At 54.7% G+C, this 16,155-nt stretch carries 7 protein-coding genes and 1 pseudogene; all 8 read right to left on the bottom strand.

All coding sequences use genetic code 11. The annotated features are described in order from the left end of the window. Positions 1–15: 15 nt before the first annotated feature. The 8 genes and pseudogenes from ACHZCX_RS02415 to ACHZCX_RS02380 all read right to left on the bottom strand — a co-directional run bounded on the left by ACHZCX_RS02415 (position 16) and on the right by ACHZCX_RS02380 (position 16,116). A complete protein-coding gene (locus ACHZCX_RS02415; RefSeq protein ID WP_319585642.1) occupies positions 16–7,983 on the bottom strand; it encodes an SDR family NAD(P)-dependent oxidoreductase in 7,968 nt (2,655 codons plus the stop codon). A gap of 36 nt (positions 7,984–8,019) precedes the next feature. Further along, positions 8,020–9,141: an acyl-CoA N-acyltransferase gene (locus tag ACHZCX_RS02410; protein ID WP_319585641.1), complete on the bottom strand. Its 1,122-nt coding sequence runs from the start codon at positions 9,139–9,141 to the stop codon at positions 8,020–8,022. Between the two features lie 48 nt (positions 9,142–9,189). Then, positions 9,190–10,170: an NAD-dependent epimerase/dehydratase family protein gene (locus ACHZCX_RS02405; RefSeq protein WP_319585640.1), complete on the bottom strand. Its 981-nt coding sequence runs from the start codon at positions 10,168–10,170 to the stop codon at positions 9,190–9,192. A gap of 132 nt (positions 10,171–10,302) precedes the next feature. Beyond that, on the bottom strand, positions 10,303–11,259 hold the full coding sequence (locus ACHZCX_RS02400; RefSeq protein WP_319585639.1) for a hypothetical protein: 957 nt from the start codon (positions 11,257–11,259) through the stop codon (positions 10,303–10,305). 52 nt (positions 11,260–11,311) lie between these two features. Then, a complete protein-coding gene (locus ACHZCX_RS02395; protein WP_319585638.1) occupies positions 11,312–11,977 on the bottom strand; it encodes a haloacid dehalogenase-like hydrolase in 666 nt (221 codons plus the stop codon). 982 nt (positions 11,978–12,959) lie between these two features. Further along, positions 12,960–13,211: pseudogene (locus ACHZCX_RS02390) on the bottom strand (helix-turn-helix domain-containing protein); the annotation flags it as partial. A gap of 105 nt (positions 13,212–13,316) precedes the next feature. Continuing rightward, positions 13,317–15,413, bottom strand: a complete 2,097-nt coding sequence (locus tag ACHZCX_RS02385; protein WP_319585637.1) for a carboxy terminal-processing peptidase — start codon at positions 15,411–15,413, stop codon at positions 13,317–13,319. Positions 15,414–15,654: 241 nt separating this feature from the next. Then, positions 15,655–16,116 (bottom strand): YHS domain-containing (seleno)protein, encoded by a 462-nt coding sequence (locus ACHZCX_RS02380; protein WP_319585636.1) that lies wholly within the window; start codon positions 16,114–16,116, stop codon positions 15,655–15,657. Positions 16,117–16,155 lie beyond the last annotated feature (39 nt).

Raw genomic sequence — 16,155 nt, 5'->3', positions numbered from 1 at the left:
GCCCACTCGGCAGACTCACTCTGCCACCCATTGCATGCGTAGATTGGCAATCTGCATGAGGGTGCGGCCTTGCTCGTCCAGTCCTCGGGCATCCCAGCTGAAACCCTGCTCGTTTTGCGCCCGCAGGCGTGCCTCCAGGGTGATTCGCTCCCCCACCCGGCATATTCGGCTCAACCGCATCTCCCCGATCTCCATGGGAATCATGGTCCGTTGTTCCGGCATCTGCATGGCAACGCAGTAGAGACCGGTCAATTGCAGGAGGGCTTCGAACAGGTAGGGCGAATACTGGTACTGCGCGTTGGCCAGATCGGCGAAATCATCAGTCTGCCGGTAGATGGTTTGTCCCTGGACCACTCCCGGACCGGCACCGTCAAGGCGCTCCAGCACGCGATATCTGCCGGCAAGGCCGCTATAGTCTTGGTACCATTTGAGCACTTGTGCGCGCTCCATTGGGCCGGTCCGCAGTTCGTCTAACCGGACCGGAAAATCCGGGAAGCCCTCGCCGAGATTCTCTCCATTATCGCCGCTATCAAGGATCACCTGCCCTTCGCTATGCGGGGTAAAGCGGTTGGTCAATCTGCCGATGGGAGAGATTGACCGGGTTGCGAGCGAGACCTCGCATACCACCTCCTGCAGACCATTGCCCACTCGGCAACAGGAAATTTTGCAAGGCCGCGGAACTCCGGGAGGGCATTGGATCATGTCCATGAAACGGACCTGGCGAACGCCTCGCACCTGCAAGTACGGATACAGCAGCCGGGCCGCTTCCATGAAGGTCTCAAGCAACATGGCGGCTGAGACCAGGGGATGTTTGACGAACAGCAAGGGCCGGTGATCCTCGATCCATAGATCTTTTTCCCGGGCAAAGGTCCTGAAGGCCTCGAGCTGTTCCCGGCGCAGGTCGAGACTAGAAATTCCCTCAATCAGGGGAAAATCTTCGGGACCAAACGCCTCGATCCCACTCTCCGCTTCGCCATTGAGTAAGCGACCGGGCATGACCTTGAGCCTTGCTCTCTCTATGGGGGGAAGCGTCCGCATGAACAGCACCCAATCATCGTCGGCCGGGGAGACGAAAAGCTCCCGACAGAACAGCCCAGCGAGTTCAGCCACATGGACATACGACGCGCCCATGCGCTTCATCAGGTCCCGCACGTGCGGATCCTCGGCCATGCCCGCCCCTTCGATGGGAGGCAGCATCAAGGCCTTGAACCGGATGGCGCTATGCTTTTGCCGGAAGGTGCTGAGCAGCGCCGACATCATCCGGTTGGCTGCCGCGTAGTTGGCTTGGCCAGGATTCCCCTGGATGGCGGCCACTGAAGAAAGTCCCACAAAAAATCGCAAGCCAGCCTTCTCGACCGCCTGAAAGAGATTCCAGGCTCCGAGGAATTTAATGTCCGTGACCAGGGAGAACTCATCGGCCGTCATCCGGCTGAGAAAGGTATCCCTGAGGACACCGGCGCCGTGGATGACCCCGCGAATCTGGCCATACTGATGGACCACCTCGTCCACGACCGCCCGGACCGCCTCGGGATCGGCGACATCGCAGGTATGGTAGAAGGCCTCGATCCCAGCGGCATGCAGCTCCGCCAGGGTCCGGGCAATCTCCGCAGCCTTGTTGCCGTCGCCAGAAGGCCCTGCGGGCGGATGCGTCAGCGACGTCCGCCCCAGAAAGACCAAGCGGAGATGAAAGGGTGCAAGACTGCGGGCCAGGTGGGCACCGATCCCGGTTGCGCCTCCGGATATGACGACCACATCTCCAGGGAGCAGATCAGGACCTGCCGAATTCGTCCAGCGTAACGGGGCGATGATCCCCTCCGAGGTCCACACCCTGCCCGCACGATGCACCATCTCCACCATCGGGTAACCTCTGTCCAGGGCAGCGCGTAAGGCTGCACTCAGGTCGGTGTCATTGCCGATTGCAAGGGTCCGGAACTGGACCGCCGGATATTCCTGAGCGGCGCTGAGAAAGAGGCCCAACATCCCTTCCGTCTGGAGCTGAGCGGCCGTTTCGTTTCCCTCCCCGGAGTGGATCAGGACGACAAATTTCTTACCCGGAGCCTTGAGAAAGGCTTGCAACAGGATAAAGAATCCCCTGAGCAACCGCGAAACATCCTCCATGCTTGCTGAATGGTCCGCCCCACCTTGCGGCAGGAGGATCACCATCCCAGCAAGGGACTTCAGGCCCGCTACCCGGGCGGCGGCTCTGGCGGCCCCTGCAGTCGAGCGAATGTCCTGGCCCTCATCGTCGCCCGCATCGGGATTCCCCGACAGAAACAGCATGGGCAACGAGGCAACCCTGAAATCACGTTTGAGGATGTCTTGTACCTTTCCGGCACGTCGCTCCTCCCTGTCAGGCGAGAGAATGAGGATGGATTCTCCGGGATTAAATGCCATGGGAATGGAGGCCGCTGGCTCGACAACGACCTGGTGGAAGACCAGCCGCTTGAGCCCTTCATCTTCCAGGGGATGCAGAGTCCCATCCCATGCCGGGCTGCTGTTATCCGGCGCGGCGGGCGATTGCGGGCTGGCAACTTCCTGAGCGGCGATAATTGTGGCAATCCTCTGGGCGATGTCCTGCACTGTACGGACATCGATAAAATCTTCCAATTCTATGGTGATGGCAAAATGGCGTTCCGCCGCATCCATGATGATCGGGAGGCGGCTGGAACGGATGGAGAGATCCTTGCGCAGATCCATTCCGGGTTGAATTTCGTCTCGATTGAATCCGGTCGCCTCCATGATGATGCCAATGAGCTGCTCCATCAGATTCTGGTGCTCGGACCCCTCGCCTGGCGGCGGTGAGGGCTGCTCCGGACCTGGTGTCAACGGGGTGAGATCGAGCGGCGGGGGCAGGGCTGCCGGCGTACCCGGAGAGACCGGCATCCGCCCTGCAAGGGGCTCAGAAGCCCCAACCATGGATTGCAAGGCAGAGGAGAGATCATCTTCCTGAAAGTGCGGGTGCAGTTCCTGGCGGATAGCTTCCAGGATAATGGGCTTTAGGAGGCCGCCAGAGGTCTCGAGCACAAACCGGTTGATCTCTCTTTGCATGATCGTTGCCACCGCGTTGGCGTCAACACCCATGGGTTCAGGCACCGACGACGCAGGTGCTTGGGCAACCGGGTGAGATGCGGCAGCCTTTACAGGGAGGGAAATAAACTGCGGTTCTCCAGGAGGTTGCAAAGCGCCATGCACGAACAACTGCGCCAGGGCGGTCTTGTAGGTCAGGCTTTCGGTTGCGGGCAGACAGGTCTGGATGCATGCCGGGTCCGGGAGCGTGTCGGTGATGAAACCGCTGACTATATCGCCGGGGCCCACCTCAACGAAGAGCCGAACGCCGAAATCCTGCCACAGGGTCTGGACATTCTGCATCCAATGGACGGGTGATTCCAGGTGGGCCATGAGGATGCGCCTGATCTCGCCGGAATCCGATGGATACGGCGCCATGGTTGTGTTGGAGATGACCGGGATCCGGGGGGAATGAAAGGGGATGGCGGCAACGTAGGCCTCCAGTTCAGCGCGAATGACGCGCATGATCGGGGAATGAAAGGCCATGCTGACGCGCAAAGGCGTGGCCCTGTATCCCCGATCTTTGAGTCGGGTACAAAAATCATGCACCGCCTCGGTCTTGCCGCTGACAACGACCTGGTGTGGTGAATTGATATTGCTGACATGGACGTCTCCCGCCCCTCCTTGGATCATCTCGCGCAGCAGGTCCAAGGGGGCATCCACCGCCGCCATGACGCCGGGATCCACATCCTGCAGCCCAGCGGCCTTGTCCATGCACAACGCCCTCTGGTTGACGATGCCAAATCCGTCCTCCAAGGAATAGACGTCGGCCAGACACAAGGCAGTCAGTTCGCCAAGGCTGTGACCGGCCAAGGCCACCGGGCTGATACCCAGTGTGGTGAGGTATCGAGCCATGGCATATTCGAGCACAAACAAGGCTGGCTGCTGCCATCTGGTCTTCTGCAGATTTTCTTCGTGGTCGTGGAACAGGAGGTAGAGAAGGTCAAAGTCCGCCACGGCCGCAGCCCGATCCATCTCTTTTTTGATGACTGGAAACGACTCGTAAAGTTCCCTCCCCATGCCTGCGTAGTGGGTTCCCTGCCCTGGAAAGACCAAAGCCAGCGGGGGCGCGGGCAGATCCGCATTGCCCATGAAGATTCCCTGCTGCGCCAGGGATCGCAAGGCTTGGGGGTTGACGGTTCCGCCCTCGGCAAGATAGCGGGACCTCTCGATAACCGTGAGCGCCTCTTCTTCAGATTCCGCCACTACAGCCAGCCGGAAGTTGCGGCCATCCATCTTGGCCCGGAAGAAAGAGACACCCTCAAGACCGGAAGGACCGCCCCTTGCCTCTCCAGCAGGACTTGACTCTGCCGGCACAGCCGCCGTGGTGCCAGCCTTGGCTTGGGCGAGACCGGGCGCGCAGCCCGGCGATACCAGGATCGCCCCTGCCCCATCCATGGCCTGCTCCAGTTGCACCACGTAGTTGGAACCACCAAATCCGAAGGCATTGACCTGAAGCCTTCGCAACCGACCACCTTTGGACGCCCAGTCATGCGGCTCAGGCGCGATCAAAAGGCCCGATCCTTTCAGGTCCATCGCCGGGTCGGGATGGCGATAGTTGAGCGTAGGGGGAAAAAACCCTGCCTGCATGGCCATGACGCCGCGAATGAGGCTGTTGATGCCCGAGGCGCCAAGGGTGTGTCCGATCTGGGACTTGAAGGAGGTAAGAACAGTGCGCTTGGAGGCAGTAAAGAAGGCCTTGAGGGCTCGAACCTCCTCGACGTCGCCTTGCCGGGTACTCGTGCCATGGCATTCCACCAGATCCACTCCCTCAGGCCCATAGGGTGTCTCCTGGAAAGAGGCGCGGATAGCGATTTCCTGGGTCCGACTGGAGGACTCGACCATGCCCAGATGGTTGTTGCTCGCGCCCATGCCGGTGATGACGGCGTGAATGCGGGCGCCTCGTGCACGGGCCGAACCTTCCCGTTCAATAACAATCATCCCTCCGCCTTCACCCAGGACCATGCCGTCTCTTTGGGCATCGAAGGGCCGTGAGGTCTCGCGGGCGGGCCTTTCCTGTCCCGACAGCCCGTACAGGGCGCCCAAAGCCGAAAATTCGAGAAAATGCAGATGGGTGAGATTATCCTCGCCTCCGCCGACAATGGCGGCATCGATAACACCGCTCTTGATCATCTGGATGGCGCTGTACAAGGCAACCAGCGAGGTCGCGCAGGCTGCGGAGACCGCGTAGCTTGGTCCCATGAACCCATAGCGGTTACAGATGAATCCGGCCGCCGCGCAGTTGAGTCTGCCCAGAAGGGTGGTGTCATCTGGGGCCATGCGGCCGGACCGCACCTCCCGTTCGATGGCGCTCCGCTGATCCGGCGTGAGGTGTATGGCCCTTGTTATTGAGCCGACAATATCATGAACATACGCCCTGATGATCGTATTGGTGAGGGTCCCCGCCGCCTCCCCCGAGTTTTGCGAGATGAGGACTCCGATCCGTTCACGCGGGATGTCCGAATCCAGAAGACCGGATGCCCGGATGGCTTTGTCGGCAAGCCAGAGGGTGATCTTTGTGGCTTCGGTCATGGTCCGAAAATCATGGGGAGGAATGCCGAGCTCATGGCGGGAGATCGGAAAATCGAGGAAGGCGCCCACCTTGCAGTAGGTCTTGTCCGGAACCTGCGGCCGGGGATCATAAAAAAGACTGTGATCCCAACGCGAAGGCGGCACCAGCTTAATCCCGCTCTCCATGGCCAGGCTTGCATCCCAAACCCCCTCGGGACTGCTCCCCAAGGCATTGAGAATGCTCATCCCGGTGATGGCGATGCGGGCACCATCATTTCGGGCAGGTGCAATTTGCCTCCGGACACGGTTGCCCCCGGAGAGCGGTGCTTCTGGATTTTTTTCGATCATTCCCGCAAAGGGCTGATGAAGCACCAGCGTGCCTTCGGCCAAGTGGAGGTGGAAGGACTGCAGATCCAGGACCGTACCGATAAGACCGGAGCAGGCTCCACTCATGAATTGCCCGCGTTCCAGACAGGCCCGTTCATCCAGCGTTGCCCCGCCTGGCCTGTCCAGGCCTCGAGCCGCAGCAAAGAGGCTCCCGGCTGTCATCTCTTCGATGTTCTTGCGGAAGGAGTGTTCGTCCTGCTGTCCCGCAGTGAACTCCCGCTCCAGGGATAAAACCGCGTCCGCTCTCAGGGTTCGTAAGGATCGCACCCGAAGTCCGGTGGCCTGGCCTGAGACGACTGTTCCCCCAGGAGTCGAGTCCAGGATCATGCGCTGATAGAGCGCTGTCAGGGCGCCCGTTTCCACGATCTCCCGGGTGGCCAGATAGGCGGTCCCCATCTGGATGGCGTCCGCTCCGAGCAAAGCGGCTAGGAAGGCAGTCTCCCGGTTAAAGATTCCTCCGGCAAGAACAAGGTGACACTTATGAAACAGGGAGGGGTGCAACCGTCTCAGGTCCAACACCTTTTGCGCCAGAGTGAGGGTGCTATGACGCCCCACGTGTCCGCCGGCCTCGTACCCCTCGATAATCACGGAGCGAACGCCCGCTTCAAGGGCGAGCCGCAACAAGGACTCGTCAGGGGCGATGTAGATAACCTCGATGCCGCACTCCAGCAATTCCTTGAGCGGTGAGAGATCACCGCCGGCGATCACCACAAAACGGGGCTGGTGTTTCTTTATCCAGGCTAGCTGGCTCGCCCTGAAAGGATTCTCCGCCAGCGAAACAATATTGACCGCATAGGGGAACTCTCCCATGATCTCGGGCAAACGTCCCAGCCGCAGATCAAGGGTTGCCGCATCCATCATGCCCAGGGCGATGGTGGGCAATCCGCCGGCCTCGGCAACACGCAAAGCAAACTCGGGGACATCCGTGATCCAGGACATGGCCCCCTGGATAAAGGGGTATCGGGTTCCCATCTCCCTGGCAACCGGGCTGTCCACAAAGCAATCCTTGTTCGTTGCAGCGAGGCGGCAGCGGTTGCGAATCTCGGCCATGAAGGACGTCACGGCCTCCTCGGTTCCGGTGCCAAAACGATCGGCAAAGGAGGCCGCAAAGGCGGCTTCCACCCCCAGAGGGATAATATCGTCGGGGGTAAAATGGCTCGCAAGAGGCTGGAGGGCTCCCGCACTCACCCGGTCTGCGAAGGAACGGCGGTGTTGTTCCGTGATCTCTGCTTCGCACAGCGAGCTCTCATAGTGTTTGATTGCCTTACAAACAATCGAGTTGCCCTTGTTGAACAAACGACACGGAACCTGCACGTCAAGGCCAATCAAATCGGTGGAATCGAGGCGAAGGTTGGCAATCCGCTGGCGTTGGCCATCATCAATGGCAACCAGATCGGTCAGCCAATGAACGCTCTCAAAGACGATCCCTTGAGCCCCGGTGACCAGGAAGGCCGCTGCCGCCTCTGGGGTGGAGACGCCCCCCCAGAGAACGATATCGACAGAGTGCGATAAGCGGGGCATCATCTCTTTGACTGCTGCATAGAGTGCGAGCGTCGTCTCATTGCTCACGAATCCAGAGGCTTCACACCCTTTCAAGACAATACGCCCGATTCCCGTGCTATCTGGCAAAATAGCCGTCAGGAGATCCAGGTCTCCGATGATTGGAAAGCAACGGCAGATTTTCGACAATTCCCTTAATCTCTTGAGAGAGGCGTAATAATCGTCCAGAAAAAACATGGGATGGCATTCGACCCAGATGTTTTCGACCCCTGTTTCTTGCAGCAACAGCGGCAAAGAGGGATCCATTAAAGCAAGGGCGGAAATCTTGATATCCCGGACCGGGCCAGCGGAAGCTGCTTTTCGTAAGGCGGAAAAGAGTGGCTCCACCTCCATCAGGGAAAAATCGAAGATGGCCCTGCTCCCCGTTCGGTGCGCCATTTGGGTCACCGCCGAGATTCTTTCTTCGGGCCGCCAGACAAATGCAATGATGGGAATCCGCTGATCAGACACTCTGTCCATGCCTCCGCTGCCAGGTGACAGCCCCGCCTTCAATCATCATAACGACTTCCTGTATATGCAATATTTCTTGTGTATTCGCGCACCGGCTTCCTCCACCAAAGAGTTGATCGACTCGTTGTCCTCCAAGGTCCAGCACAGCTCCAGAGCGCTATATTTCCCTTTCTTTCGCACCACCTCATACAGATGGCGGATGGCCAGCAGAGGAAGTCCCAGTTGGCGATACTTTTCCTTGATGCCGAAAAGCAATGCCCGCAATCCGGTGATTTCCTGCCGATAGAGGGCGATTTTCAGCAATCCCGACAAGCCGATGCGCCCGTTGAAGCGCTTGAGCAAGGGGTTGATGTCGGGCAGGATAACGCAGACCCCTGCGGGTTCATCCTCATAGTAGATAAAAAAAGCCAGGTCAGGATCGGCGATGGCCACCATGCTTTTCCCGATTACCCCTATCTCATGATCACTCAAGGGGACATACCCCCAGTTGCCGGACCAGCAGTCGTTGAAAATCTCCCTGACCAGGGCAAGTTCAGGAACCGGGTCCTTGAGCCGAAATGGCCTGATGTGGATACCTTTTTTCCGGGTCAGCCGTTCTGCAAGACTCTCCATCCACTCGGGCAGCCGGTACTCCCCGTCTATGATGAAGGAAAACAGATCTTTTTCTTTGCTGAAACCGCACGCTTCGATCAATCGCGGATAGTACGGCGGATTGTACGGCATCATCAACGCCGGCGGAGAATCAAAGCCATCAATGAGCAAACCTGCCTCGTAATTAAGGGACGGATTAAGCGGGCCTCGCACGAAGGTCATCTCCTTCCGGCGAACCCACGATTCCACCGACGAAAAGAGGGCCAACGCGGCCTCCGGATCGTCGGCGCATTCGAAAAATCCCCAAATACCCATCTGCTCACGATGGAACTCGTTATGATGGCGATCAATGATGCCCGCGATTCTGCCAACGTTCTTCTTGCCGCGCCGGGCCAGAAACAGGATACGCTCGGAAAATTCCCAGAAAGGATGGGTGCCGGGATCCAGCATCCGGCGAACCTCCTTCTTCAGGGGGGGAACCCATTGAGGGTAGTCGGCATAAATTGTCCAGGGCAGGTCGATGAAGTCCTTAAGCTCTGATCTGCTAGTTACCGTAACGATCTCAATACCAGCCATGATTGCTCTTTTTGAAAGGTTGAACATCCAAACATTCCGGCATAATGGCTAAAGCCACTGTTCTTTTTTGTACCAAGCGATGGTTAATGCAGCTCCCTGTGCAAGAGCAATCCGGGGCTCGAAACCAAGTATTGTCCTGGCCTTGGCAATGTCGCAGAGCCAGTTCGTGCAGCCCATTTCCCTGACCTTTCCACGGCTCATAATGGAAGGTTTGCCGCTGACCTTGGCGAAAAATTCTGCACAAAAAGCCAAGCCGAAGAGCAGCTGTTGGGGCAGGCGGAGCTTCAGGGCGCGTTTCGCCATTGCTTGCGCGAAGATATCGCCGATTTCCCCCATCCGGTAATCATGGCCATCGGACAGGAAAAATATTTCCCCGTTCTTTGTTTGACTCTCGGCAGCCAGAAGGACCGCTCGGACCAGATCCTCAACATAGCACAGGCTAATATGCTGATCGGGGCCGGTGAGGCAGGGATTGATGTTCTTGGCGATGCATTGAAAAAGTGTCAAAAAACCTTTATCCCGAGGCCCATAAACGGCACAGGGCCGCAGGATGAGGAGAGGAAGTTCTTGCGCGTGGGACAAGGCCAGTTCCTCCCCCAGCAATTTACTTTTCCCGTAGGGCGAAACCGGCTCGCAGGGGTCGGATTCCTTTTTCTTGCCGAAGCTCGGACACGGTCCGGCTGCTGCCTGGCTCGAAAGATAGATAAATTTTTCAAGACGGGTATTGTGTTCGGTGCAGGCTTGGACGAGGTTCTTGGTGCCCAACCCATTGACCTCGAAGAAAGTTGTTTCTTTGACCGCCATGGTTGCACCGGCAAGATGAAACACCTGGTCGACGCCCAGCACAGCTTGTTTGAGCGAGTTCTTCTCCAGGCAATCCCCGGCGACAAATTCAACCGGCAAATCCTTTATCCACCCTAACTGGCTTGTATTCCGAACAAGGCATCGGACTTGGGCTCCTCGTTGCACAAGGGCTTCCACCAGATGGCTGCCGATAAATCCTGTCGCTCCTGTTACTAATGCCTTCAATGTTCCTTTCCTCGATGGATGACAAGCAATGGAGTGCCTCAAGTCTTCTCCAACATACAACCCCTTACATATCAAAGAGCCAGAGGCTCTAACAGCCAGCAAATCTTATCGGTAAGGGACCTTGAGCAGCCGTCAATTCTCTTCAAGAACCCGGCGGCAGACGGTGGCGATGTTCAAGGCTGCCGAGTCATTCTGCAGAGGCATCAGGCGGGTCAAGGTGACCATATCAAAGTCGGAGTAGGTCTCCTTCCCCAACGCAACGCCGACAAAGGCGGTTGACGAAAAACGAGTAATCAGGGCATCGCAGTTCGCGATCATTTCTTCCGCGCTCCCCTTCGTCAGCACCATGGCTGCCGACGCGTGCGTTCGTATTTCCCGGGTGGCGCGCTCGATATTTTCGTTCGGGTGCAGCTTGAAGATAAGCTGCCTCCCCCCAGCAATCCCCACCGCCCTTCGAATGAAGGCCTCGCGGTCCTCGTACCGAAACAGTTCCCTGTAATTGGACGTGCAGGCCAGCACATAGTGGTGGTAAGGAAAATCGTTCGCGCAATATTGCCGGCAATTATCGAAATTGGGTATGCCAGTCACCACGATTTTCTCGGGCCGCGCGCCTCGTTGGATGAAGAAGTCGCGATAGCCCTCACTGGCCACACAAAAGGCCTGGTATACATTGCTGAGACCCGTCATTGCCGTGTCCGCCATCCACCTCGGAAGAAACCGGAGACGCTTAACGAGTTGAAACATGAGGGATTCCTGGTCGATAATCCCTTCTTGGACCAGAACGATCCGGTTGTCGCGAATGTTTTTCTGCAGATAAACGTCTGTGCAGGTCACCACCAGGTCATAGGGCTGTTTTTTTCCCTGGTAATCGATGGCAAGGCCGTGATTCTGAAGATAGGCCCGGCAGCGTTCCGCCATTTTGTTCCCGGCGATCGTGAATTCGATCAGGCCGAATTTGCGCAGCATCTCGTCAAACCCATGGCAGTAAAAAGGCGAAAAAGTGTGCTCGTAGTCGGGAAGGTGCTTGGAAATCTGGTGCATTTGCGTTGTTTGATTCATCGACCCGCAGATGAATAGTATTTTTTTCATTCGCACCCTTCATCACCGCTGAGTAGAGCGCCATGCCGGAGAGTGATGCCGCTTACCGCCACGAAAGCACCTCGGGTAAAATGGAAAGCTCGTCCGAAATGATCCGGATAGCCTTCGGGCGTGGGTTCACCAGAAAACACGCTGCACTCTGTCTCATCACGGGTAAATCGCATTCATGGTCAGTGTAGGTCGCAACCCAAGGGGGCGGATAACCCCGCTCTGTGAGCATCATGATTTTGCGATGCCCATAACAATGCTCATTGGCCACCATGCCCCTGAGAAACGGCTTGAGCGACGACCCCACCAAGGGGATATGGGCAAGGCCGCTTTGGTCGAGCAATTCACGGGCCAGCGCTTCGAGCGAGCCGGTGGCGACAACAACTCGATGTCCCCGCGCAAGATGATGATTCAATTGGCGAATCGCATCCTGCATAACCAGCGGCTGCTGCCGAGCAATAATCTCAGTGACATGTTCTCTCACCAATGCACTGACAGCATCGCCGGACCGCCCCAAAGTTGCCGTCCACACAGCGAATTTAACCGGCAGGTTGCGCGTGTTTTTGCCCAACAAAAGCGGGGCGAGGAATGGGCTTGCAGCCATGACGAGCGCTATTCTCCATGGACTGCGTTTCAGGAGCCAGCGAAAAAAACGTTCAGAAGAATCCCAAGGCGTCAGGGTGTGGTCAAAGTCGAAGACAATTGTCTGCAATATATTCATGCGCCCTTCCAATGAATGGTGTTCGGCCTTGACTGGAAGTGGACATCCAAGCCGTTTGCAAAAGGATGTGGAGGCTCGGCAGACCTCAAGGCGGACCTTTTTCTCACCCTCGATTGGTACAATTTTTGATTCCGCTTATCTGAGCGTCACTTGTCATCTAACCCTCTGCCCATGACAGTTCGCGGTTTAAACGAGTCCATGCCGGTCAGCGCTTTTGCCAATCCTCGATGCATATCTTTCACAATTGCAGGTAGAACACTCGGGAGCGATTGCCTTTCGAGAATCCTTGTCCATAGCGTCTTTGTCAAAAGAGGGGTAGCCACCACAATGGGGGCAAACCCCGGCAGAGAATTCCTCTGCAAAATCTTTATGCACCATTGCTGATCCAGGGGAAAAAATGTCTCGCTCTTTTATCAATGCATCTTTCATTGATGATATCTCCGGTAGAGAATTGCTGGTGTTTCCATCCAAGGCTTGCTTTTATCAAGAGCAATCTCCGAACCAGGTCATGAAACTCATTTTTTATCATTCAACCATTTGTTTTTAATTATAATTTTATGCAATCACCCTTTAACTTCTCATTAGACAATCTTAAATATTGGTTAGATTTAACCACAGTGGTTAAATACGATCTATTCCGTCGAGCCGCTTGCAGTGCGGCCGGGCAAGGCCGCATATTCTAACGGGTGCGAAGCACTCCCGGAAAGTCTAGCAGACATCGGTTAGCGAGCCTTGGACCGTTGAGTGTAACTGAAACGGTTAAACGTAGGGCAGCCAAACGACAGGCCGAAAGCCGTAAGGTTGAAGTGATTGAGCCCCGAAATGCTCAAGTTTGGTAGGATGAAGTGGTTGCAAACGCGGAAATCAATATGAAATCGACGATATGGCGAGCCTGATTTCGCTTTCCCGGGGTCTGAGAGCATGGCACGTCGAACAGTGTGAATATGCGGTAACCAGTGAGACCCTGAAGCCTCTTGCCAGGAGGCTGTTCGACTGCATAGGCAATCACAGCCGCTTCCGTCATCTCTTCGACGCGGTTTTTGATGTTGGGCTTGCGACGGCTCTTATCGATCAGCGCATCGATTCCACCGTTACCGGCAGCCGCTCTGTAGCGATAGAAGGTGTCTCTGGAAAGCCCCATGATATTACAGGCCCTTGAGACATTGGAGAGTTCTTCCGCCAGATTGAGTAATCCAATCTTGTGTTTTACGATGCGTTCGTTACCATTGAGCATGAGGGTTGCCTCCATTTGTTTTGATGGTTGGTTCGCACCATTATCAAAACTGGTAACCCTCATCTTTTCAAGTGAGGTGTCAGGGCAAGTCGAAACTATCTCATATCATTTTATATCGACAATGATTTGTTTTGCTTCCCCTATATATGGATCCTGTTTGATTCGCTCTTTCCAATTGGGAACATCATTTTTCGCACTTATTCCATCAATTTCAGACTGTTCGTCCTCATATAGTCCTGTCTGATTATTACGGAACAGGGTGTTGAAAATTTTTTGCTCTTCATGAGCCTCCTCAATACTCTGACGCATGTCTGCCAACTTTAACGACACCGTGGTCTGTTTGCTTCGTCCATCCGCCTTTACAGCTTCCTGGGCGATGGCCTGCAGCCCAGGATCATTTTTGACCCTCTGCAGACTCCTTTTTCTGATCATATCCAGATCAATTGGTTTACCGCTGAAAAGAGTGAACTTTACCGTCCCGATCTGATCCCAAGGTAGAGAGTAATCAAGATATTTTTCACCTGATTTTAAATGCTGGAACAAACTCGGCAGAACGATATCGGGCACAACCCCCTTGTACTGGGTGGATCCTCCGGTAATCCGGTAGAATTTCTGAATAGTTACAGTCAATTGCCCGACATCGCTGATTTCTTTTGAGTTTGAAGCTCGTATATTTTTGTTCAGATTCAAAACAGCCTGCACCGTCCCTTTCCCATGCGTGTGTTCGCCACCGACAATAACAGCCCGCTTGTAATCCTGCAGGGCCGCAGCCACTATTTCAGAGGCCGACGCGGAAAATTGGTTTACCAGAACGACTAGCGGACCGCTGTATTCGATGCTCGCATCATTATCATTCAGAACCTGGATCTTTCCTTTGATGTCCTTGACCTGAACAACAGGCCCGGACTTGATAAACAGCCCGGCGATTTTAACTGCATCAATGAGCGAACCGCCGCCATTATTGCGCAGGTCCAGGATAATTCCTTTGAGTTTAGTCTTTTTCAGATCTTCTATGGCATTACGAGTATCATCGGTTGCATTTCTGGCATCATTTCTGCCTTTCGATTTTTCGAAGTCCCGATAAAAACTCGGGATTAAAATATAACCGATTTTCCCACCGTCTGGAGCATCAATCACCGCATCCTTGACGAAGGTAGCTTCTATCTGAACCACATTCCTGATGATCGAAATGACCTCAATTTTCCCGTCCGGCTTTTTCACCGTCAGGCGGACCTCTGTTCCTTTGGGGCCACGGAGTAGCCGTACAGCGTCGCCGAGACGCATATTCGTAATGTCAACCGGATCTGCACCTTTTTCCGCCACCTTGAGGATGGTGTCGCCGGCCTGGAGCAGGCCTTGTTTAGCGGAAGGACTTCCAGGGATGATATTTATTACTTTGATAAAGCCGTTCTCTTCACGAAGAGTCCCCCCTATCCCTTCCAGGTTGCCGCGCATCTCGATATCGAACTCCTCTCTTTGATTGGGAGGAAAATAGTTCGTATGCGGATCGAAGGCCATGGCAATCGCATTGAAATAACGATCATAATGATCCTGCAGGGTCTCCTGGTGCAGACGGAAAAAAAAATCTTTAGTTACCTTGGTTACTTTTTCTTTTGCCTGTTTCCATAGCTCGTTATCAGGTAGTTTTTCCTCTGCTATTTTCTGGTCCTCTGCAAGATCGAGGTACCTGTGCATAACCTGAGCTTTTATTATTTTGCGCCACCTTTCCTTCAAACCACTCAGGTTGACGGCATAGGCGACCTTTTCCGGATCGGTTTCATCAACTTCATCACTGTTCACATCAAAACCAGCCGCGATGATCTGGTCTACCATCTTTTCAACCTGGCCAATCTGCTCTTTCATGATATCGTATCCTGTTTCCGGCAGGACATTGGATCCATGTTCGAGATTATGAGGTATAGAGAGGGCAAAAGAGCGCAATGCCGTCACATCGCTGCTCAACAGAAACCTTTTCTGGTAATCCAACTGTTTCAAATAGAGGTCAAAGGCCGCCATGGACAGAGACTCATCCATCTTCTTATGGCTGAAATGGATGACGGGAAGCTCTTTGTCGAGCATATAGCCGATCAGCTGATTTCTCTTTTGGTCAACCTCCTGAATATCTTTCGCACTTCCGAAACCGGTAGTGAAAAAAAGAAGGACCAGGAAGGTTGCCAAGGTCCGTCGAATGCGATTTTTCATAAATTTTTAAATCGAGAGTGACCTGTCTGACTTAACCGGTCCACTTCCAAATGACCGGATTCATAGCTGTGCTCAATGTGTGGATTAATCTTGAGTGCCCAATAAGTCGTTTAGTAGTTTTTGTAAAATACACATTTATGAGCATTTTACCAAAAGATGCTTTCATTTCATATGATCAGAATCGAAGTCTTCAATGGCCAAAAACTTTCCAATAACGAAATAGCCAGCGGAAATCATACGATCAATTTCCGGTGTTAAATTTTAGCCAGTTCGCATCCGCTTTTTTGATGTTACCGGGAATATCTTTGCTCCATTTTTCAAACGCTGCCATGCTGCAATTCAGGTAAAGCTTCCCGTCAACGATCTTCCAAACTTCCGGGTCGGTTACGGCCTTCCGCTTCTCTGTCAAGGCCCAGGCACAATACCCGTCATATTGCGGGGCAAATCTCTCCGGACCGGTCGCAAACAGATCCCTGTTCTCTTTGCTCTGGAAATACCAGGTCAGATTATGCCACTGGAAAGTAAATGACTCATTACCTTTTAGGGCCTTGCCAGCCTGGAAATATGCGACGCTATCATATCCTTTTATGGCTATATCACTCACCGGTGACTCGCCAGCGGCTATGCCACCGAACCCACTTAGCAGGAGTAATGTAAGCAAAAAAATGAGGGAAATCCTATCGATTTGGCTTGGCAATTTCATATTCCACGACCTCCAGGTATAAATAATTTTAATAAGTTT

Source organism: uncultured Desulfobulbus sp. (genome assembly GCF_963662935.2).
Taxonomy (GTDB): domain Bacteria; phylum Desulfobacterota; class Desulfobulbia; order Desulfobulbales; family Desulfobulbaceae; genus Desulfobulbus.
Note: the sequence above shows the minus strand (reverse complement) of the source record. Positions and strands in the feature narration are given on the sequence as shown.